This is a genomic window from Treponema sp., from assembly GCF_045641405.1.
Lineage (GTDB): Bacteria > Spirochaetota > Spirochaetia > Treponematales > Treponemataceae > Treponema_D.
On record NZ_JAZUGX010000017.1, the window covers coordinates 39,306 to 62,199 of the forward strand.

Sequence of the window (22,894 nt, forward strand, 5' to 3'; positions counted from 1 at the left end):
ACGGTGGGAGCAAATATCAGACATTGATTCCCACGGCTTCCCTGATGGAATCCGTAAGGGTCTTTCGACCAGGAATATGTCCATTCAACCCAGGTATTTCTACAATCAAAGGAGATCTGCCCTTCATCTGCCAAGAGCGAATTTCTTCTGCAAGCATATCGGCAACATCTTCCGTAAGAATGAGAACCTTTGGTCTTTCCGATTCGACCGAAGCACGCATGTCCTTTACCTGACCTGTCTGCAGGTTGAAGGAATCTAATGCTTCCTGCCGATTGCTTACGGGCTGCCCCTGAACTCCAACCAGGTTGAAGCCAAGAACCAGTTCCCGTTCGCCGATTACAAAATAATTCATGCTAAATGTCGTTCAGCAGCAATTACATGATGATGATGAAGAGAGCAACAAGGAAGCCCCAGAGACAGATACCTTCTGCAAGACCTACGAATGGAAGAGCCTTACCTGAAAGTTCTGCGTTTTCTGCCATGGCACCCATAGCTGCGCTACCGATCTTACCAACAGCTGTACCACCACCGATACATGCAATACCTACAGCAATAGCAGCGGCAATGTACTTGATTGCGCTACCAGCACCAGCTGCAGCAGCCTGTGCTTTTTCTGCATCTTCTGCAAAAAGACATGCAGCACCCATCACCATCAAAGTTGTCAAAACTGTGATAAATTTCTTGTTCATAAAAATACTCCTATATGTTAGTTTATCTATATTCAAATCTGAATGGCTTGAATTCACGACCAGTCTCGCTGAAGAACTTTGAGAAGAACTCATAGTACTGCAGACGGACTACCTGAATTGCAACAATCATTCCTTCGAGGACAACGACGATTGCATTTCCAACAATGGCAACAACAAGTCCTCCAGGACCTGGTGTAATTTCAACGAGGGAATTGATGATGTATCCAAGTACAGCATGCGCAAGGGCAAAGGCACCTACACGGACAAAGCTGACGGTATTGGAAAGGTATGAAGAAACAATCTCAATTATTTCCACCACTGCGGCGATGACAGCCGCAAGAATTCCATTTTCAAGGACTGGACGTTCCCCTTCAATAAGTCGCTCCAAAGGTTCACCGAAGGCAGAAATCAAAAGAGTACCGAGAATGATCATATAATCATATACCTGAGGAACATGCTTGAAGAAAGCGATGCGGATGCCAAAAGCCACCACATACCAGAAGAATACGGCGCCAGAAATTCCAGTCTTGCCGAACAGAACACGACCCCATCGTTTTAACGAAATCTGGTTTATGATGTTGATCAAAAGACCACAGGTATTGATGAGGAAACCTACGCCGATTGTAAATCCAAAGAACGAGAACATTCTTGTTATGGAATGAGGATCGCTGGAAGGCATCATGTGCAGTATAGGTGCATGAGGATGTCCAAAGAGCCCTGTAGCCCAAAGCCCAAACGGTTCTAGAATCTTTTCGTTGGCAAAGAATTCCCCTGTAAGAAGACCCATTATCGTAGAGCTTATACCTATGCAGCAGAAAACAGGTCCAAACTTTTCCCAACCAGAAATCTTGATTTTCTTAAGACAGCATAGAATACCGATGATGAGGAAACAAAGCCCCTGACCTGCATCACCGAACATAATACCAAAGAGAATCGTAAAGAACACGGCAACAAAAGGCGTTGGATCGATCGTTCCATACAAAGGCGAACCGTAGCTGAAAATCATGCGTTCAAAATTCTTGATGACGGCACCATGCTTAACCTGAACAGGAACCTTTTCCTCTCCAGACAAAACAGAAGGAACCTCAGAAGGAAGATATTCCCTTACTGCTGAACGGCTGGAGGTAATCTCGTCGATTTTCTTTGAAACTTCCTTTGTTTCGTATGCAGGAATCCAGCCTGTAATCCTATAGATATATTCTGTGGACTCAAGGTTGTTTTCAACTTCTGTAATCTGCTTGGCGATGCAGTAACACTGAAGGAGCCTGTAAAGTTCATCCTTGTGGGTTTCACCGTAATTCTTTCTTTCTGTCTGGATTTCTTCAAGGCCAGACTTTGCCTTCTCAGAATTGGCCTTCAATGTAGAAAGAACATCTTCAGGAATTCCCTTAAAGTCCTTTGGAATCTCAATCTCAACAAAACCGCATTCCTTGAGTTCTCCATCCAAAGCAAAACGGGCTTTCTTTGATGAGGCAGCAAGAATCCTAGATTTGTCATCGCCCAAGGCTACGATCGTAGCTCTGATTCCCGCCCTCTTTTTAAGCTCATCGAATTTTGAAGGATCAATCTTACCTACTCTGAGAGTGAGAAAAGAAAGGGATTCAAGGTCAGAATAAGAAACCTGAAGATTTGAAAATGCCAACGCTTCCTTATATTCAGAAGTCGCACGCTTTTCTTTTTCCGCTGCGGCAAGCTCATCTTCGTGGAGCTTTGCTACAGTCGTAATGATTTTATCAGCGATATCCTTGTCCTCTTCAACTGGAAGGCAAAGAGCTCCCTTTAACCCAACAAGATCATCAAGGCCAAGATTTGTCCTAGCCTGCTGAAGGCTGTCGAAAATTTCCTGATCCTGATTGCTTACCTTTGAATCGGATGAAATGCTGAAATCCTGCTGGAACTGGAAATCCCCCATCTCACCAAGGTACTTCAATACCTGATGAATATCCTGGCGAAAGATCATCAATTCAATAAGACGCATCGCAGTTGTTCTAGCCATTGTTCACCTCCATAATTCCAACAGTCCTCATTGCCTGTGCCGACTCAATGTTGAGCCTTAGGCTTTCGGAAGCTGTTCTGATGTTATCCAGTTCATCCTGTTTTATTATGAACCAGCATACCATAGGACAGCAGGTAAAAGGATACTGATGGAACAGTCTTCTTGCCTTGCCTACGTAGACAGTCTTGAAAGCCATTGAAATCCATCGCGGATCCACCGTCCAGACCGCACCATCCTCATGAGGATTAAGCAGGCTGCTGTATTTCCATTTTTTCCAGCTGTCGTAGTCATCAAGAGGAAAATCCAGGATCTTAAGAGCGTCCTGGACAAGATAGTCGTTCCCTTTCTTCTCTTCCGTAGAATAGGCAAGCAAAGGAACTATCTCCTCCCTTGTCATATTATAATACAACCTGAGACGAATTGCCCAAACAATATTGTCAATGATAAGTTTTTCTGAAATAAGCTTCTTTATATCCTTGCGGCATGACATCTCTGTCTTTTCGATGGCCTTGATGATTTCAATGACATTCTGACAGTCTATCTTATGGTTGACCAGATGCTGTTCCCTGATGTCAACTGGAGATGAATACCATTCCAATGGACTTCCTGCAGTCATAGCTTTCAGGTCTGGCCATTTATCATAATCGATCAAGTTGAAAGGATTTACACGGTTGATTTCAGGAAGCTTTGTTTCCTTCAAAGAAAGAGCCGCACCTATGTCCTTAAGGTTTTCATAGTCATAGCCATGAAGCAATGCCGTAAGAACAGGTTTTGGCTCTGCATAGCATTCAATGAGTTTTTTATACTGATAAACGAAAGAATCAAAAGCCTCTGTTTCCAATGCCCTTGCAAGCAATGCCTCTGGAACAACTGGAACATCCTTTTTAAAGAGAAAGGACCACAGCTCCTGCAGGGAATGCAACGAAAACAAATCCCTGGCCTTGTCGCCAACATAGGACCTTGCAAGCATTCCACTCGCCTTTGCATAGACATAAGAATCTGCGGCTGATTTATCCATCATAGCCATAGTCACCTGCCCTATGCAAAAAATACTGTATCCATGAGGGAATCAAAGCTAGATTGATTCTTCTCAAGCACATTCAGCTTATTCTTATAGTTCTGGATTTCTTCGTTATGATTTGAATTGATTTTTTCTTTAGTTGAATTTTCCTGGGACTCGACTTCTTCAACCAAACTTGAATAGGAATTATGAAATTCTTCGTCAGCCTTGGACTTTGCCTCAGTAATAAGAGCGTCGGCTTTTTTCTGAGCTTCAAGAACGATGCCTGAAGCCTCGCGTTCAACATCAATAAGATGCTTAATCAAATCTACTTCTTCTGCAGCCATATGCACGACCTTTTATCTGGTTATTGTTCAGAACGACATAGAAGATCGTATACTTCCTGAGGATCCTTTAATTCTCTCAGCTCTTCGATGAACTGCTTGTCCTGAAGAACCACAGCAAGTTCCTTTAGAACCTCAAGATGCAACTCGTCTTCACCTTCTCCACAGATCAGCATGAATACAAAATGTACAGGCTGTCCATCAAGGGCATCATAATCAATGCCTCGACGGCTGATCCCTACCGCACCGATACACCCCTTTACGGATTTACTGTTACCGTGTGGCACACCAATGGAATGCATGATACCAGTAGACATCTTGCTTTCTCTTTCACGGACAGAAGCAAGAGCTTCTTCACGATCAAGAGTCGGGTTTGCAGTGTAGATTGCCTGCACAAGTTCCTCAAAAAGTTCGTCTTTTTCTTCGCTCTGTAAGTTAAGTATAACACTTTTTGGAGAAAAAACCTTGCTAAAAATCATAAGACAAACCCGATTATGTTTTTTTTATTCAGCAGCCTGTTCTACTGTAGCTGATGAACCAGAGATTTCATTTTCAAGCCAGTTGCCTGATTCTGCCTCTGCGGACTTTGTTTCACCCTGTACTGCAGCAGCTGTAGAAGAAAGGTCTTCCTTTTCAGATGCCTTGTTTACAAGTCCAAGACCGAATGTAATCACAAAGAAAAGAACTACGAGAACACCTGTTGTCTTCTTGAGAACGCTTCCTGAATGAGCGCCGAATGCTGCGCTGTTTCCGCCACCAAATGCAGAACCCATACCGTTGCTTTCATCGTTCTGAACAAGAACAAGAAGAATAGCAAGAATACAAACGATCACAAATGCCACGAGCAAAACTGTCTTTACAACACCCATTTTTATCTCCAAATAAATTATTTAAAAATTAGTTTAAACATAATAAAGAATAACCCCCAAATATTCAAGTGGAATTATGAATTATGAATTATGAATTAGGGGAAAAAAAATGCACCTTCCACTTGTTAATCCAAGCAAAAGATGCATTTCTTACCGTATTATGTATGGTTAAATCAATTCAGATTAGCATTCGCAGATTGGAACGAATGTTGCTGCCTTGAGGGATGCACCGCCGATAAGACCACCGTCGATGTCTTCCTGTGCAAGAAGATCCTTTGCGTTCTCAGCCTTCATAGATCCACCGTACTGGATGATCACTTCATCGGCAACCTTCTGGTCGTAGAGCTTTGCAATGTATCCGCGGATGAACTTGTGGATAGCCTGTGCATCAGCTGGAGTAGCTGTCTTGCCAGTTCCAATAGCCCATACTGGTTCATATGCGATTGTAACGTTCTTCATCTGTTCTGCTGTAACGCCAGCGAGACCTGCAGAAAGCTGGAATGCGCAAACCTGTTCTGCTTCTCCTGCTTCGCGTTCTGCAAGAAGTTCACCGATACAAAGGTCTACTTCGAGTCCTGAAGCGAGAGCCTTGCGAACCTTCTTGTTGATGAGTTCGTCTGATTCACCGATTTCGTGGCGGCGTTCTGAATGACCGAGGATTACACACTGGCATCCGATGTCCTTGAGCATTGCGCAAGAAACTTCACCTGTGTGTGCACCGTTGTCTGTTGCTGCACAGTCCTGTGCTGCGAGGATGATGTTTGATCCCTTTACAACCTGTGCTACTGCATCGAGGTATACGAATGGAACACCAATCATGAACTTGTTTGTCTTTCCCTTGAGCTGAGCTACGAGGTCTGTTGCGAGTGCAACTGCTTCTGCCTTGGAAGTGTTCATCTTCCAGTTACCAGCGATATAATGTGTTCTTGCCATAAGAATCTCCTAAAAAATAATTTGCGTTAATTATAGTGATATTGTATCAAATCAACAAGTATCACATTACTTCTGCAGGAGCGTGAAGGTTCCCTTGATTTCGAATTTCGTGCCGATCCATGAAGGATCCATATCCTCTGGATTCTCAGCATTGTATGCCACACCAAAATCATCATCCTTTGTAGGATACTTTCCATTGATGAAGAATTTCTCAACAAGGGAAACATAGTATTTTGCAACATTGTCTGAAGGTCTTGCCTTAGCACACTTCTGGAACATCTCAAGAGCCTTTGCATAATCTCCAGATTCAAAGGTCTTCATGGAAGTTTCCCAACAGGCAACATATTTGACGAGCTTTTCATCAGCATCGGCTTTAGTCTCCATAAGCTCAAAAAGACGCATTGGAGTCTTGACGTTCACTACCTGGACACGGTCAAGGGAGCGTACGATGAATTCATCACCGATAAGATTTCGGGTCGCCTCGCTTATGAGGATTCCGTCTGTTGAATACTGCTTGTTTACGCCTTCAAGACGGGAAGCAAGGTTTACGTTGTTTCCCATCATGGTATAGTTCTTTTTGTTGTCTGAACCCATGAAACCAGCAACCATTTCTCCTGAGTTGATTCCGATGCGTGTAAAGATGTTGCGCTTTCCTGCGACCATCTTCTTAAAGGCACTGTGAAGCTCCTCTGAAATATCAGGAGCACTTTCCATGGCAGCATACTTGACGATCTGAGCATTCATCTCTGATTCAAACTTCTTCATGGTGATTGCAGCACGGCAGGCACGGGATGCATGATCGGCAAGCTTAAGAGGAGCACCGACAAGCGCAACAATGGCATCACCTTCGTACTTGTCGACCATTCCACCTTCATCCATGATCTTATCGGACATAGGAGTAAGGTAGTAGTTGAGAAGAGCAACAAGCTCTGCGGCATTTAAAAGCTCAGAAAACCCTGAGAACTTCTGGATGTCGGTAAAGATTGCAGTCATTTCACGGCTGTCACCACCAAGCTTTAGGCTTGAAGGATTGTTTACGATGTCAGCTACGACATCCTTGGAAAGACACTGGCTGAATGCGTTTGTGATGAATTTCTTTTCGTGGGAGGCAGTAAGGAAGCCGATGATGGTCGTTGCGACAAAGGAAATGAACAATGATGCAAAAGGTATCGTAAGACCTATGTAGACCTTCGTAACGATGAAATAAGCAAGGATGGCACCAGTTGTGGCAATCAAGAAAAGACCGCCAGTAAGAAGCTGCCTTGTAGTGCTTTTGATCTTGTTTGCAAGGAAGCATGAAACAAGACAGAGAACAGAAGCTATCACGATTGAAATCCAGGCAGGAGCATCGTCAACAAAATCCTCTGTAAGGATCTGGTTTGCAACTGCGTAGTGAAGACCTGGGTTAGGATAATGCTCCTGGTACTGGATAAGTCCGTAATCCGTAGTGCTTGTGGCACAGGTACCAACGATACAGATCGCTTTGTTTACCTTTTCGCTTACATCCTTACGGGCAGCAGTAAATTCTCCAAACTGCTCTCTGACCATCTTGAAGGAATCCTTGATGAAGTCTACAGTCTCGTCGTCATCAGCGATACCAAGAACCGTATTTTCATATTCAGCAGAAAGGAGCGTATCCATTGAATCAAAGAACGACTTTCTGAAATTGAAGTATGTGGCATAGGACACACCAGAAGCTTCGTCGATTTCTCCCTTGCAGATTTCATTCTTGATGAATTCCGCATTTTCATAGAAATCCACAGGCGTATTGTCTCCATCCCATACAGACAGGAATCCGTTGTCCGACATTATCTTAAGGTTGTCATAAAGCATCTTTTCAAGAATGGAAATACGGTAGATGTTCCAAAGTGGAAGATTCTTGTACTGCTCATACTCAATCGGAGGATACTTTACGATTACACTTCCATCCTCAGAACGTGGAATCCTTATATCCTTTGTCGTTCCATCCTCCATTCTTGCACCCTTGAGGATGATATGGGAATTGGAAACAGCAATCTTAGGATTTCCCAAATGTGCGAGCACAGGAACAAAAAGAAGCTGTCCGTAATACTGCCCTTCATATTTATATACAAGGTGAACACGACGAAGATATCCATCCCTGTCAGGATCTGCGTTTACAAACCCTGCCGTTTTTGCATTATGGATAAGCTCTGGAATGGCAGGCTGAATTCCAACGAATTCTGGGGTCAATGTATCATTTTCTGCTTCAACATCCTTGAGGACAATATTTGAAGCAACCCAATCATGTTCATCGCCTTCAAGAAGGAATTCATCATTGAGAGTGAGGGTAAGATATGTGTTGTCAAAGAATTTGATCGCATTGCCAAGAATTTCATCCTGAGAATGGATGACATAGGCGATTGAAGTATTAAGGCTGTCCTTGACATCATTTGAAGCCTGAGAAAACATTTTCTTTGCTTGGGAAGCATCCGCTGCCTTAAGGGAACCAGAAGCATATTCATCGATGATATACCCTGCACTTTCTTCTATCGAACTGAAATAGGTATCGACATAATTTGGAAGAGTATTCTTTACATAGTCTTCGTCAACCTTGGCTGGACTTTTGTCAAGAAAGCTTAAATCGAATACAACAGCCTCAGTACCAAGTTCCTTGAGGGAAATCAGGGCATCCGCATATACATCACGGCTAAAAGGCCAGGAGCCTATTTCCTCAACGGAACCATCGTCAACATTGATCATTACAATGCTGTCTTTTTCATCAAGGACAGGCAAAGCACGCTGGAATATGTCAGCTGTCTTTCTATCAATGGAAGTAAAAACAAAGAGAGAACACAAGGCAACGGAACACACGGCAATAAGGAGCGGCAAAAACTTTTTCATAAAAACATCTCCACATAAAAATAAAAAGGCCAGCCGAAAAGTTCAGCCAGCCTTCAATTAATTGACACTAAGCAAGACTACTCTTCCCATTCAACATCAGCCTTAGCTTCCGATGCTCTGGAAGATGCAGTCGAAACACCCTTTGTTGTCTTGCCTGCTGCACGGGCTATATCCTTCTTTGTTACCTTAGAACCGATCTTTACGCCCGTCTTTACAGATGAAGAAGAAGCAAGATCGCTTAGCTTACCCTTCTTCATTGGTTTTACAGTGAAATCCTTTCCATCTTTTGTAACCACAAGAGCAGAATTCAGTCCTGTGCTCACTTCCCAATCGGATTCTATCTGCATACCAGTTTTGACATCAATTGAGTGCCCTTTATTGTCTTCGTATGTAACCTTGCCATCAACAGACTTTACTGTATAGGCGTCTGCAAAGGCAATTACACCGAAACAAAGCATGATCAATTTGATAAAACTTTTTCTCATTTCCTTTCCTTTAATATTTTATTAAATACGTTCAGCCAGGGAGCCGACTATTCATCCCATTCAACATCTTCTTTTGCTTCAGAAGCGCGGGAAGAAGCCGTAGCAACACCCTTGCGTGTCTCTGTCTTTCCTGCTACAGCACCGTTCTTAAGAGACCCCTTCTTGATTGTCTTTGCAGTTCCTGATGCGGCTGAAACAAGGGCGTCAATAGCACCGTTCTGCATAGCCTTGATAGTGGTCTTTTCTTCGCCTGCAGAAACAACAAGATTTGAATTAAGGTTTGTCTTTACGACTGTTGCGCTGGAGATCTTCTGACCTACAGTAACATCCTTCCAAGATCCTGGTGTTGCTTCGTACTGAACCTTTCCAGTAACACTTTCTACAACATAAGAATCAGCCTTTGCGGCAAAAAGTGCAGCAGAAGCCAATGCCATAGCGATGAAAGCTGTAATTTTCTTCATCATAATAAAACTCCTCTCTCAGGTTCCTGCCCTGAGATAAACAAAATATTTCAGACGGACTCCTTCTAATACCGTCCAACTTTTTTCATTATACATAAAAGGTCAATCATATCAACCATTTTCTTAAAATAAATTTAATTTATATGGAGTCCCTAAAAATTGCAATTTTTAGAGATGACCTATATTTTTCTTTCTGCGGAACAGAAAATATCCAGCTCCTGATGAAATCATGGCAGACGCAAGGATAAGTGCAACAACGATTGCATCCCTGCTGGAATTTCTTCGTGCAACCTGCACCTGTACAGGAACATTTTGTTCAGGCTGATCCATTCCAATTACCTGAGGATTCATGGAAGCAGAGGATTCTGCAAGGGCAGAAACACTACCCTTTTCCATAACAGTGCGTTTTTCTTCTATATATTCAGCTGGTACCGCAGAAACAGAAACCTGTCTTGCAGATTCCTTAAGCTGTTTTGCAAGGAGCTTACGCTGACGCTTGGCTTCTTTTGCAGCGGCTATCTCTGCCTGACGGGCTGCCTTTTTATCTGCCCTGAGCTGCTTTCTCTCTGCCACCGTAAGATTCCTGTCTTCATAGCGCTGACCAAAAATGGAAGCTATGGCATTGGAAACGGTAGACACAGCATCAGAAGTTGAATCAACGAAATAAGAGAAGAAGCTACGGACAGTAGATGCCTGCTCAAGAACTATATATCCATCGTCAGCAGCCGCAGCATCCAAGACAGAAACATTCTTGATGGTCAAATTACCATATCCTATATTAAGAGTTATTTTACCGCTTGTCATATAGGTCTTGCTGAAATTAACTATGTACGTATTACTTCCATTAGCTGATGTGGTCATAGAAGCATTGTATGGATCATTCTGGCTGTTGACGGCACCCAGAGTAACAGAACTTATGTTAGGGCTTGATCCCTCGTACTCAATTTTAATAGCCTTAAGACCAGAACCTGCATCATAGTCATAGATATTTAAAACGTTTCCATTTTGGTACCAGCTTGCAGCGGAAGGAGCCTTGTACATACCCAGCCAGTTTTCATTTGTCTTAGTTGGGTAAGACATATTGTATGGGCATGAAATATTTCCAACCCTGTCCTTAAGCCAGATCATAAGATAACCGTGCATTACAGTCTCTACTTCAGGAAGAATTACTGTAAGCCAGCCTGTATTGTCGGCTTCTGTATAATCAGACCAAGTTTCAGGAGCATTTTGATTACTGTCTTTAATAAGCGAGTTCACTATGTCATCATACGAGCCATAAGTAAAGGCATAGGAATAAGACTTGGAGTTGGAGTTGGCATCCGAGACCTTAAGGGAAACTTTTGTTCCGCTGGTGTAAAGCCTTGTTGTATAATCATTGCCGACACCATTATCCTTTAGCTCATACCATGAACCATCTACGGCGTTAATGTTTCCTGCAGAATAATATGTTGCTGTATAATTTGAGCCATTTCTGATTTCAGCATTAGTTGTAGTACAAGATGGAGCAACATCGTCAAAAACATAATTCATGGTACCATTGTTTTCATAGACAAGCTTACAAGGCACAGAATAGTTATGGCTGCTGGTCCTGAACCTGACATAGAGGCCGCCGCTTATTCCTGAAACTTCAGGAAGCTTGATTTTATAGCCACCATCTATTTCAGTTACAGAAGAATCAGTAATCGGCTTTGAAACATAGTATTTTGGAGCGGCAGATGCATTTACAATTTCGTAGGCAACGATAGTGTCTCCAGCTTTTGGTGTAACCTTTGTTTCAAAAGAGGCACCATCCTTTCCGTAATAGAAATAATTTCCATCTACATAAGCCTTGGCTGCATCATCGATTTTGACTTCGCCACCAGTAACTACAGGCACAGAGTTTTCTTTGTACTTAATATTCAAACTATAACTGTCGCTTATATTACCTGCATGGTCCACAGCCCAGATGTATTTAGAAATGCCATCCGTTGTCAAATCAGTATCAGTAACAATTGTAATTTCATCTACAATAAGGGATGCGTCAAATGAAGGTTTTGTATTGCCATCAGTTACAATATACCCGCGTACATCATCAGTACCAGCAGCAGCAGTTTTCATTGAAACCTTAAGAGTTGATGGATAATTTCTGTTTTTTATCAAAATTGTATTGTTCTCTTCATCAACTTCAACATAGGTTGAATCAATTGCATCCTCCTCTGAATGAGTGGTTGCAGTGCCTGTAACCGGACTATCAACATAGGTGGTTCCTGTTCGTTTTACTGTGTTGATACCAGTTATTGACGGAGCAGTTTTGTCATAGACAAAGCTAAAATTGGAAATTGTTTTGTTTACGCCACTGACTGTAAAGTTTTCTACTGTCTTTTCATTGCCAAGAACATCCTGAACGTATACCCAGAATTCTTTGCAACCTTCTTCAAACAAAGTGCTGTCTACAGCAGTATTTGAAATATTACCATCAAACTTTTTGTATTTGGACTTTTGTTTTGCCGAAATCCAATAAGCACCAAGGCCAGCACCGGCATCAGTTGCTTTTAGAGAAAAGTTCAATGTATTGAAGTAGAAATTGTCACCAACAACAGAAGAACCTGGGTTACCGGCAACCGTTACATCCGTTACGCTTGGTACAGCATTATCAAATGGTAGAATATAAGCATAATAGAATACAGCGTTACCCGCAAAGTCTGTGGCAGAAACCTCGTAGAGATTTTCAACAGATTGTCCTGCAGTTGATACATATATTGAATTACGTATAGAGCTGGCTCCTTCTTTAGATATTTCTTTTCCATTGTTTTCAAGAGAAACTACATCAGGAATTTTTTCAAACAACATTTGTTTGACATTTTGATTTTCATTTGTAAATACAATTTTTCCCTGATCAGTCTGATCCACCCATTCATTATTGCCCCATTTGCGGATGGAAACCTGTGAAATTCCACCATCGTCAACTGCCCAAACATTAACAAAGAAGGCAGCATTATTGCTTCGAATCTTGAAGAACCTGCTCCTTTCATCCTCTGTTCCGTGTAAGTATGCATAATCAACATCTGCTTTTGATGAATACTGCTTTGAAACATTTGAAGCAAGAGAATACAACTTTTCATATCTCTCATTTGAATAGCCTTCACTTTCACTAAAGGTATTCAAGGCATTACCTTGATATGAAATACGTTCTTCCGCAGTAGTTGTAGTATCAGGTGCTATATCCTTTGGCAAAGCTCCAGTTCCGAAGACTTTAGTATAAAGATTATCTTCTGAATGGAATGTATAATTGTCACCATATCGTGTAACACCAACGCGCATTGTTGGTGCCGAAGCGTCAACTTTAACTTTAAGATTACAAGTCCAGTAGTTTCCTGTTTTATCAAAGATATAGTATTCAAGAGTCTGTGCAGTTGTAGCATCTGCATCTTTATATACAAAATAAGGAATATCCACAGTCAAATAACCGTCGTCAGAAACTGGCTTTGCACTGCCCATGACATTAGGTATAAGTCCTGCACCATAGACACCAGAGCTTGTACCAGTTCCGCTGCCATCGTTAGTACGTTTCTGAAAGTCATTAAACCAGTCAGCAGGTATCTTAATGGAATATGGATTTCCATTTTCCGTGGCAGTTTTGAAAGCTTCACTTGATCCTGCAATAGTGACATTTATCTGCTTTCTTGAATCAGCCCCAGGCAAAGAAAGATATGAATTGCCAGGGTTAGCCTTACCGCCAGTCCAGGTAGATCCATTTACTGTAGCTGGATAAGAGTTATCCATCATCCACTGGTTTCCAAGTTTTGTGACAGAAACATTTCCTACACGGTCGCGGATATACAGGTTGAATGTTCTTTGATTGTACTCTGTCGCAGCGTCCTTGATATAACTCAAATTCACAGGTACCTGGGCATTGACTCTTTTACTGTCATTTTTTTCGCCAGTATGATTGATATACCAGTATCCGTTGCTTTTATTTCCTTCCCAATCATTCTGACGGTTGTCGTCACCTTCATTTTCAGCGAAGCAATATCTGTAACCGTCAATTCCAGATGGGGAATCTGAGACATCGATATCAAAGAAACATAATACAGGATTTACAGCATATGTATTATTTCCAACTTCTTCTCTTGCATAGTCACCACCAGATAAATTATATGCAGTATCGCCAACATAAGTGACATCTCCAATGACATAGACATCATTCATGACAAGACGGTCCTCTTCAGCCTTGTCTATAATGACAGAATATCTTGTATCCGACATGTTTGAAGTTTGAGTCTTGATGTACTTCTTTTTGAAAATCGTAGGTGGAACAAGACGCTTGATGTCCGCGGCGCTTGTAAAGGCAAGGTGGCTGTAATGCCTATAGGTTCCAAAATTAGAGAACTTAGAAGCATTAGCTGATGTCTTGGCAGTATCAAAAGCTGTCGGGTATGCAGCATCAGTTCTAAGCTTTACCTTCGGCGGCTCGTCGTTCCAGGCAAATTTATCTACATCACTTCCATTTTTTATCTGGTGAATACACTTGTTGCCTACATAGTCTTCCATGTAAAGCCAAAGAGTACCAAGGGCACCTTCATCACCATGGGGCATGAGAATATTCCAGATACGATTACCAACATCCCCACTCTTCCGCTTGAAGCATGACCACTTTGTAAGGGATGCATTTGACATTCCTGCAAAGTCTGATTCCGAAGGAGCAGCGGTACCTGTGCCTTGACGGAACAGAATTCTTGCACGAAGCGTGAATTCTTTGGATTCAGTAGATGTCGAATCATTATCATAAAGAATCTGGACATTATTTCTACGGGATTCATTTTCATTCCAACAGACAGGCTCATTGGAATTCACAAGAAGCTGAAGGTATACCTTATGGTTGTAGTACTGGATATTATTTACAGTATCACGGTAAAGGGCACCTAAACGGTCACAGCCAACAGCACCATAAGTATTTCCTTCTCGAGATTCAGCATCGCCAGAAATATTCTTAAACTGATTATCATCACAGCCGCCAGCAAAAATAATGAACTGATTATCAAGGGTATCCTCAATGCCAGAACTCCATAATATCGGCTCAGGCAACTTCTTGTCAAAAATCCAGCTGACACTTTCACCACTGTGGCATGGGAATTTAACAGAATCCAATGTATATTCCGTCATTGGAGCATCCATGGATGCTGGGCGTATAGGAATCTGATAGATGTTTGCACAATTGTCCATGAGAAGAAGTGTCAATGGCGGAACACCTTTGGATGAATCAGGAATAGTATATACAATATCCCCACCATCATAATCATTCCATGTAACACGGGAATCAAAGAAGGCTGCCCCCAATGTACCTACAGGCCATGCTGCATCCCAGTTGCTTTCAGTCGCAGTAGAATTCCATTTTTTGTAATAGTGGGTAATGGCCCACTTTGCAAGACCTGAATCTCCAGGTGTTGGAATTCTTTGACTATAAGAAGAAACATCAGAGCCTGAAACACCTCCAATGAGCATTGTACCAGAAGCAACACCGCTTTTAAGGTTAATCCTGATTTTAAATTCACCTTCAGGAAGAACATACTGATATGAACTTAAGCTTGTAGTTTCGTGTCCATCTTTATCATTCCAGAAATTGAATTCAGAAGCGTCGTAAATTCCCGAAGCAGTATTTTCAACAGTATTTCTGAATACCCGCTTGCCATCCGGAATCACAAGTTCCATAAGGTTTGTAAGGGATTTGCTTTTACGGACAGCATCTGTTGCAGTTCCATAATCCGTTCCATCAACAGTAATGCTTGGGGATTTGTCATCCTTTATGACATAGAACTGGTGTGGCTCAGATACGTTGCCCGCTTTGTCGGCCGCAACATAGGTGTATGGCTTAAGAGTAGAGCTCCAGTTTTTTGAACCATAGTAGTAATAACCAACATCTCCAGCTGTACCAAGCCTATTTGTAGAAAAATCAACTACACGATTAGTAGAATAGGCATATCCAGTTGCACCAAGAACACCCTGTGATGTTGCTTCACCTGCCTTTATGCTGTTAACAACCTTTATCTGTAAATATCTTTCATTGATGCTGCTGATACTATTGGTATCCTCCACTTTTATAGGCAATCGTCTATAGGCTTTCGAAGTATAGAAGAAACGTATTTCACTACCGGCGTTTCCAGCCATTGAGCCATAAGTTGCAAGTCCAAGGTCACTAGCTTTTAGACCATAAGTTTCATAATCGGTATCATTTTTCTGTCTTGGATACTCATAACTTCTAAAGCCTTCATTGTTTTGATAATCATAAGCAAATGGTCCTTCATCAGCCAATGCAGGAGGTGTCTTATCGAGGGTAATTTTTTTATCTTTTGTTGACATGGCTGAATAAGAAACGCCTGCCGGAGAATATGCCGTTGCCGAAACAGTTTTTTCACCGTCATCCGTTGTATCAAGAAGAACATTGAAGAACTGGAATGCTGTCTGGATATCATAAGCCCTGGTAAATTCGATGGATTTACCATCATCAGAAATTTTGTAGTCACCTCCAGCAGTCAAAGAATGTGAAGAACCATTGACCACAACACCAACACCAGTATTATTGCTTACATTACCAGCATATCCAGTCGTTACAAATTTTGCACCTGTAAGTGTAATTTTTCTTACTGAACAATTTTTATTTGCATCGTCTGCTGTAGGAGAATCTACAATGACATTGATGATTTCATAGTTTGTAAAACCATTCTCTGATTTTCTAAGATCATAAGGTCCATCACCGCTACCAGTGACATTACCGTTGTCATCATATGAGCTTCTGTCTTCAAGCTTGACGGATTCAATTTTTGCAGGCAGGGCATTGGCTACAACGGTGGCAATGTCTTCAGTTCCGTTTTCACTGGCCTTGACTGTCGTTACAGAGCTATCTGAAGAAAGCTGGGCAAAATCCTTGAGAGTAAAGCTGAAACTGTTTTCATCGGATTCAGTTTCATGATCCTTGTATTTTACATTTTCAAAGGTACATTTCGTTATTGAAAGGACAAATTCAGCATTTTCATCCTTTACAAGAGGATTGACGCTGTCAAGGAACGTGATGATCTTTCCTGTTCCGTCTACTGTATAGTCCGTATTCTTTACAAGATCCTTTGTGCTGCCGCTGTGGATGACAGAAAGGGTAGATTCAGATGAAAGACGAACATTGCAGCCGTCTTCAAAGGTAATCTGCTGCACACCAGAAGTCTGTTCCGTAATATAAAGATCCAAAGTGAATGCATTTTTTCCACTGCCATAGTCAAGTCCAGACTGAATTCCAGCAAAATATACAGGAGCTGTTCCAGTTCCGTCTGAGCCATAAGGAACGATTGATTCAATTACTGGCACTTTAACGCCATCGACCACAACAGGCGGAATGACTACCTTGCTGATTGCAGGCTTAACACTGTCACAGCTGATCTGAGGATCATCGGCGATGTCGACGCTTATGTTTCCTGCAGCATCAACTATATTTACCTTGATTTTATAGACAGCATCACCGCTTGCAGAATCATCATCAATCTTGAGACCTTGAACTTTAACGCTTCCTTTTTCTTTTGGAACTGTAAATTTCAAAGTATTTCCTGAGACCGTATAATCCTTACCAGCTTCAAGTTCCGTTGTAATATAGAAAATCTTAAGATCATCCGAAGAAAGAGAATCTGCCCTTTGCGTTCCATTGTTTGAAACCACAAAAACCATTTCCTGAATTCCTGAAGTGGCATCATTAATCGGAACATAAAGGGACTGGTTGCTTACAACCTTTTGTCCTGTAATTCCAAGCACAAGGCCATCTTCTGAATTGTCATTCCTTACCCATTTAACGTCATCGCCGACAACAGGTTTTACATCATCATACATTACAGGTGTAGCGATTTCTGTGATTTCTGAAATGTTTCCGACATCATCCATGAAAGCTACACATACAGGATTTGAGCCCTGGACAAGATCAGAAAGCTGAGAACCAAAGGCATAGCCTTCATTAATAGATTTCCAGCCAGAATCATTTGCAGAAGGCTTTGTCCATGAAGCTGCCTTGCCTGCGTGGAAGATCCATTTTATGTTTTCCGACTTAGAACGGAAATATTCATTGCCAATGTCTGAAATACCGTCGTCTACAGTCGTATCATTGAGGAATTTAAGATCAGAAATAGAACTTGCATTGAACCATAGGAAATCTTGGCTTGCTACCTTAACCTTATTGCTGTTGGCAGCTGCATCAGGAGCGGATGTATCCTTTACAACAAATATAGTCTTGTAGCCATTGTCGTACTGGCTATAGTATCCTGTCTTATCGAGACTTGAGTTACCAGAATTATCAACAAGACCAATCTGAAGACGGATAAGACCATCATCGAGTTCTCCAAGATTAATGTCTTCATAACTGCCTTCAAAATATTCATATTCAAAGCTCTTTGAAGTTCCATTCGTCAACTTTTCACCTGTGCTTGATACAACAGTCTGAGCTTTAATGGCAATGTTTCCGATGGAAGCAGAGTCATTGAAAGAAGGGTTTTTCAATGTAGCATTACCAACAAAATCTCCGCCTACAACAGAAATAGAAAGGATATCCTTAATTCTTCTGTTAAAGAATGTAGATTCCGTACTCTTAATTTGGGCAGGAGTTTTTCCGATGATTCCCGCCGCCTCACTTTCATCATAGAATTTGTCAAACTTAACATCACTAGAAGTCGGATGACTGTATTTGATTTCTGTAATCTTAGGTGCAGTGTTATCGATATTGTTTGCATCTCCTACACTGAATTTTAAGCTGCCTGACTCTGCTATCGGATAGCCTTCTGTATCTCTGATGTCTTCTGAATACTCAAGAGTAATTCTTTGATTTGCTCTAAAATTAGTCAACTCGGAATCTGTCTTAAATTTACAGGTGATTGTTTTTCCAGAAACCGTTATGTCAAAATTTTCAGTAATATCCACAGGTGATGCAGTTCCCTGAAGGATTGTTATATATTCTCCAATATTATTTGCAGAAATATCACGGGAAAAAGTCAAACGAACAGTAGAATTGACGGCAACACCAGAGGCACCATTAGATGGCGTACATGACTGTAATGTTGCAAGCCTTACAAACACAGGAACAATAGCTATGTCATTCCTTGTTGTCTTAACAGTTACTGTTGTACTTGCCTCTTTAGAATTAGCAAAGGAAACATCGTTAAGGCTAAGTTCCTTTACTGAAAGATTGTCTTCATATTCTTTTACAGATGTATAGATAAAACTGTTGTTCTGTCTTCCAGGATTGAAATCAGATGTGGAGAAAGCTGCCCATTTCCAAAATCCATATCCAGAACCTGGTGTTGCAGAGATTGAAGATGAAACATTCTGCTTGACTACAGAATATCCAGAAGGAACTGTTAGTCCCCAACCACTGTTTGCACATCTTACAAAAACATCAACTTCTTCTGCGTTGGCAACGAATACTTCTTGTTCTACGGCATCAAAAAAGCCGTCATCTTCCATCCAGCCTGCACAGCTATTGATGAAAAAAATGGCGAAGATTGTTCCTGAAACAGTCAAGATTCTATTTACGATTTTCTTATTCATGATACAGCCCCCTTCCCAGCTGGTTTACTTTTTGTTCTGTCCGCAGTTTTTTTTGCAAGGAGCACTGCGCCTCCCATGGTAAGGATTCCAACAAGAATCCAAAGAATCCTGGACATGAAATTCTTATCCACAGGATCCGATTCACCATTAAGATTGTACTGCTCAACATCCATGCTTTCCTCGACCGTCAATTCTTCTTTTACATCAAGGTCAGCAGCCGCATCGTCAACAGTCACCGTATGTTCAACAACAGGATCTATAGGTTCCTCAAATACATAGTCCGTGATCTTTTCCACGACTTCTGCATCTTCTTTAGAAAGGAAGCTGGAAAAAGGATTTACCTTAGGACCGACTTCAGTCTTTTTGCTTTCTTTTACCGTAACTCCATAATCCTTGTCTGGATCTATGTTGAGTGCATCCTCTTCGTAAAGATAGGCCCTTGAATTTTCAACCAGGTCCATTTCTTCTTCGAAGGAAAGCATTCCAGGTATGGCTTCAGCTGTATATACATCCCCAGAAGCCCATTCTTCTGAAGGCTGCTTTGTAAAGCGAGGTACTGGAATGTTCTCTACAGGCGGAAGCTCGACAGCAACCTGATTGATGTTCGGCACGCTGGCATCCTCAATATTTTCATCAAGTGGCGCAATCTCAACGGAGGTATCGTTTTTCTCAGCTAAAGCTGTTTCAATCTCATCGGAAGTATCATCTTCATCAGCAGATACAGCATCAGGCTCATCAAAGCTATCGTCTTCAACAGAAGATACAGTCTCAACGGAAATATGGTTTTCACCGTCTGGTACAACTTCAGCGATAACATCCTTTTCATCAGCCAAAACTGCTTCAGGATCATCAAAACTATCGTCTTCAACAGAAGATACAGTCTCAACTGAAATATGGTTTTCATCGTCTGGTACAACTCCAACGAAAGCATCCTTTTCATCGGATGTCTCAACTTCAACTGCGGCAGCATTTTCTACGGCTTCCAATTCTTCTGTCGGGAGGAATTCTTCAATATCAAATTCCTCCTCTATGTCATCAATATCAAAGACAGCCAACTGATTATCATCACCATCGTCTTCGTCATCTTGATTGATGGCATTCTCTTCATCAGCAGCTTCCACTGGCACGGAAGTTTCAACAGTCACCGTCATGCTGGCAAGAGTTACGAAAGTTTCCTCATGGACAGGAACTTCAGCAACAGCAGGCTTTTCTTCCCTTTGCACTTCAGCTGCTACATCTGCCACCTGAAGGGTTTCATTCCTAGTTTCAATTGAAACTTCATGGACAGGAACACTCTGCTTTACTGCCGCATCAGCAAGGAGGGCTTCAGGACCTTCAATCTCTATCTGTCTTGGAAGACCGACATATTCTTCCTTCTCAAGCTCGAGAACATCATCGTCGTCATCGTCATTGCCGCCTTCAATATTTTCAGAATTTTCGGCAACTTCTTTTACACCAGTTTCTGGAACAAGGGCAAATTCCGCAGGATTGAACTTCATGAAGTCAGGCACGTCAACATCACGCTCAGGAAGAATCTGCTGGACGATATCCTCTCCATAAAGGGTTTCCATTTCAGCACGATTGTCAGCGACAAGTTTTTTGTATTCCGCCTTCCATGCATTCTGGGCATCATCTTCCCAAACCGTATGGGAAAGACGGTCCGCCAGATTGAACGCACGGCCAGTTTTGTTTTCAAAGGCACCGAGATATGAATACTGATACGCAAGTCCAGCATCCATTGAACGCACCTTAAGATATGCCATGTCACATTCATCGTATTTTTCAAGCTCGTAGCAGCAGCGGGCAACACCAAGATATGCAAGTACATTCTTCTTGTCTTTTTTGAGAACTTCCTTATACCACTTTTCTGCCCTTTCAAAATCTTTTTTTGCATAGTAGATGTTAGCAGTATTGAGGATGGCAGGCTGATATCCCCTTCTGCGCAAAGGCTTGTACTGTTCCTCTGCCTGAGCAAAAAGTCCGTAGCGTGCATAAAGGGTTCCAAGACTGTTCTGAATTCTATCGTTCCGTTTTTTTGCAAGAATTGCCTTATAGCCTTCAACTCTAGGTTCAATTTCACGAAGAATCCACTGGTCAACACTATGGCTGAAAATTTTTGCAACGATATCAGGATCTGGCAAAGTAAAGCTAGTTGCCGCATTTGGAACATTTACAGGCTTATAGATCTGCCAGTTATCACGCATCTTGTACATGGCGGCAGTTCCATTTCTTTCTGCAACCTTCCATTCACGCAAACCGACACGCCAGGCCTTGTTGAAGCCTTCATCGGTAAGGGTTATTTCAAGAGGAACCCAGACCTCACTGCCATGGACAATGAAGTCATCAAGTGTTCCAAACTGTTCTTCTGCCTCACGTTTATAAAGTCCACTGTCAAAAGCCATGTAGATATGACCTGGGATTGTGATGAATGCCGTATTGATGCCAACCGCTTCAAAAAGAGAGCAAACAAGAATTGAAATATCGTCACAGTCACCACCACGGTACATGAGGGTCTGATAAGGAAACTGAAGAAAATCTATTGATTCAGTGCCTACATTGTCTTCAAAGGCAGAGCTCGGATCGATTACATAGTTGAGTCCAAACTGATCAAGGGTGTCGAAGATTGCCATCGCATACTGCATGTTTTCTGGAACACCGTTGCGCATGTTGTCATGTGTAATGGAAGCAACATACTTTGCAAACCACATGGCTGCAGGATCCTTGGAAGAAACAAAGACAGAAGCACGACGGTCATCAGCCCAGGACATGTTGTTACGTCCATAAACAGGAACGACCATTGGATATTCACAGGTACGCTTCTGACCAAGGAAAGTATATTCCACGCTTATGACGGCCTGAGTATCTGTCTTTTCAGTAAGCTCAAGCATATGTTCATTGAAAAACGCAGTAAGGTTTACTTCCAGACTCTCCCCTTTCTCAAGCTCATCACGGACACCGCAGACATTTGGATGACCCATGTACTGAGGCTGAAAGAATGAAACCCTTACATCCTGAATTTTTGAATCCTCTTTGTTTTCAATCGTGATTGTTCCAAAGGGATTGTTTTCGTACCATGAATAGAGTACAGGAAAAACGGGCTTAAGTTCCTTCTGTTCCACATTGATGTTTGTATAGCGGCCAAAGGCTTCCGTAAGGTTAAGTGTAACTCCAGGCTGAGCCGAGACTCCGTTGAGAAGCGCCGTAGAGCCTGCAGCATAGTGATGGGCTCTTGCCGACATATCGATGGAAACGATCGGATTCAGTCTGTATGAAATTCCAAAATTCATTCCAGCGTTCATGCCAGACATGGTTGTGTTGTATGTTGCACGATAAGAGCCTATGCTGATTCCTGCATTGAGATTGATTCGATCTGAAATCGGAATATGGTATGAAGCACCTGCACCACCATCAAGCAAGGTAATGGAATGAACCTTTGGAAGCGCAAGAGACATATAGTCGCCATAGAGATTCATGCTGAAATATTTTATAGGCTTGAATGCAATGCTTGAGCCAACTCCCATTCCATACTGGATGTCATGGTTTGAGCCAAGAGGGATTGTCGCATGAGGATAAACACTGAAAAGCACGTCGCCTGCTGAAACGACAGGTATGGCAGCAATTATTCCACCAAGAACAGTGGCAGCAATCTTTTTATGCGAAGAATTATTTTGCCTTCTAAGACTTTTTGTTCTCTTTCCTGACATAG

13 protein-coding genes are annotated in these 22,894 nt (G+C 42.0%); all 13 read right to left on the reverse strand.

Annotated features, from left to right (window positions below):
- Window positions 1-16 precede the first annotated feature (16 nt).
- The 13 genes from ACKI39_RS02965 to ACKI39_RS03025 all read right to left on the reverse strand — a co-directional run bounded on the left by ACKI39_RS02965 (window position 17) and on the right by ACKI39_RS03025 (window position 22,892).
- Window positions 17-352 carry a V-type ATP synthase subunit F gene (locus ACKI39_RS02965; RefSeq protein ID WP_407397506.1) on the reverse strand — a complete coding sequence of 112 codons (336 nt, stop codon included), beginning with the start codon at window positions 350-352 and terminating at the stop codon, window positions 17-19.
- Window positions 353-374: 22 nt separating this feature from the next.
- Window positions 375-689, reverse strand: coding sequence for an ATP synthase subunit C (locus tag ACKI39_RS02970; protein WP_407397508.1), 315 nt, complete (start codon window positions 687-689; stop codon window positions 375-377).
- A 22-nt stretch (window positions 690-711) separates the two neighbouring features.
- Window positions 712-2,685 (reverse strand): V-type ATP synthase subunit I, encoded by a 1,974-nt coding sequence (locus ACKI39_RS02975; RefSeq protein WP_407397510.1) that lies wholly within the window; start codon window positions 2,683-2,685, stop codon window positions 712-714.
- The gene (locus ACKI39_RS02980) at window positions 2,678-3,706 is read right to left on the reverse strand and encodes a V-type ATPase subunit (RefSeq protein WP_407397512.1); all 1,029 of its coding nucleotides are present in this window, start codon (window positions 3,704-3,706) and stop codon (window positions 2,678-2,680) included. Before ACKI39_RS02980 ends, ACKI39_RS02975 begins: the two co-directional genes overlap by 8 nt.
- A gap of 17 nt (window positions 3,707-3,723) precedes the next feature.
- Complete coding sequence (locus tag ACKI39_RS02985; RefSeq protein WP_407397514.1) at window positions 3,724-4,032, reverse strand: hypothetical protein; 309 nt, start codon at window positions 4,030-4,032, stop codon at window positions 3,724-3,726.
- A 20-nt stretch (window positions 4,033-4,052) separates the two neighbouring features.
- A complete protein-coding gene (locus ACKI39_RS02990) occupies window positions 4,053-4,508 on the reverse strand; it encodes a PTS sugar transporter subunit IIA (RefSeq protein ID WP_407397516.1) in 456 nt (151 codons plus the stop codon).
- Between the two features lie 24 nt (window positions 4,509-4,532).
- The gene (gene secG, locus ACKI39_RS02995) at window positions 4,533-4,898 is read right to left on the reverse strand and encodes a preprotein translocase subunit SecG (protein WP_407397518.1); all 366 of its coding nucleotides are present in this window, start codon (window positions 4,896-4,898) and stop codon (window positions 4,533-4,535) included.
- Window positions 4,899-5,081: 183 nt separating this feature from the next.
- Window positions 5,082-5,831, reverse strand: coding sequence for a triose-phosphate isomerase (tpiA, locus tag ACKI39_RS03000; RefSeq protein WP_407397520.1), 750 nt, complete (start codon window positions 5,829-5,831; stop codon window positions 5,082-5,084).
- A gap of 66 nt (window positions 5,832-5,897) precedes the next feature.
- Complete coding sequence (locus tag ACKI39_RS03005; protein WP_407397522.1) at window positions 5,898-8,693, reverse strand: CHASE2 domain-containing protein; 2,796 nt, start codon at window positions 8,691-8,693, stop codon at window positions 5,898-5,900.
- A gap of 77 nt (window positions 8,694-8,770) precedes the next feature.
- Window positions 8,771-9,178, reverse strand: a complete 408-nt coding sequence (locus tag ACKI39_RS03010) for a FecR family protein (RefSeq protein ID WP_407397524.1) — start codon at window positions 9,176-9,178, stop codon at window positions 8,771-8,773.
- 47 nt (window positions 9,179-9,225) lie between these two features.
- Entirely contained in the window at window positions 9,226-9,642 is a 417-nt protein-coding gene (locus tag ACKI39_RS03015) for a FecR family protein (protein ID WP_407397526.1), read from the reverse strand.
- Window positions 9,643-9,807: 165 nt separating this feature from the next.
- Window positions 9,808-19,188 carry an Ig-like domain-containing domain gene (locus ACKI39_RS03020; protein ID WP_407397528.1) on the reverse strand — a complete coding sequence of 3,127 codons (9,381 nt, stop codon included), beginning with the start codon at window positions 19,186-19,188 and terminating at the stop codon, window positions 9,808-9,810.
- Window positions 19,185-22,892 carry a tetratricopeptide repeat protein gene (locus ACKI39_RS03025; RefSeq protein ID WP_407397530.1) on the reverse strand — a complete coding sequence of 1,236 codons (3,708 nt, stop codon included), beginning with the start codon at window positions 22,890-22,892 and terminating at the stop codon, window positions 19,185-19,187. Before ACKI39_RS03025 ends, ACKI39_RS03020 begins: the two co-directional genes overlap by 4 nt.
- Between the last annotated feature and the right edge of the window lie 2 nt (window positions 22,893-22,894).

Bases quoted from the DNA above. Each gene is read 5' to 3' on its own strand.
- ACKI39_RS02965 (WP_407397506.1), bottom strand. From the start codon at position 352: ATGAATTATTTTGTAATCGGCGAACGGGAACTGGTTCTTGGCTTCAAC.
- ACKI39_RS02970 (WP_407397508.1), bottom strand. From the start codon at position 689: ATGAACAAGAAATTTATCACAGTTTTGACAACTTTGATGGTGATGGGT.
- ACKI39_RS02975 (WP_407397510.1), bottom strand. From the start codon at position 2,685: ATGGCTAGAACAACTGCGATGCGTCTTATTGAATTGATGATCTTTCGC.
- ACKI39_RS02980 (WP_407397512.1), bottom strand. From the start codon at position 3,706: ATGATGGATAAATCAGCCGCAGATTCTTATGTCTATGCAAAGGCGAGT.
- ACKI39_RS02985 (WP_407397514.1), bottom strand. From the start codon at position 4,032: ATGGCTGCAGAAGAAGTAGATTTGATTAAGCATCTTATTGATGTTGAA.
- ACKI39_RS02990 (WP_407397516.1), bottom strand. From the start codon at position 4,508: ATGATTTTTAGCAAGGTTTTTTCTCCAAAAAGTGTTATACTTAACTTA.
- secG (WP_407397518.1), bottom strand. From the start codon at position 4,898: ATGGGTGTTGTAAAGACAGTTTTGCTCGTGGCATTTGTGATCGTTTGT.
- tpiA (WP_407397520.1), bottom strand. From the start codon at position 5,831: ATGGCAAGAACACATTATATCGCTGGTAACTGGAAGATGAACACTTCC.
- ACKI39_RS03005 (WP_407397522.1), bottom strand. From the start codon at position 8,693: ATGAAAAAGTTTTTGCCGCTCCTTATTGCCGTGTGTTCCGTTGCCTTG.
- ACKI39_RS03010 (WP_407397524.1), bottom strand. From the start codon at position 9,178: ATGAGAAAAAGTTTTATCAAATTGATCATGCTTTGTTTCGGTGTAATT.
- ACKI39_RS03015 (WP_407397526.1), bottom strand. From the start codon at position 9,642: ATGATGAAGAAAATTACAGCTTTCATCGCTATGGCATTGGCTTCTGCT.
- ACKI39_RS03020 (WP_407397528.1), bottom strand. From the start codon at position 19,188: ATGAATAAGAAAATCGTAAATAGAATCTTGACTGTTTCAGGAACAATC.
- ACKI39_RS03025 (WP_407397530.1), bottom strand. From the start codon at position 22,892: ATGTCAGGAAAGAGAACAAAAAGTCTTAGAAGGCAAAATAATTCTTCG.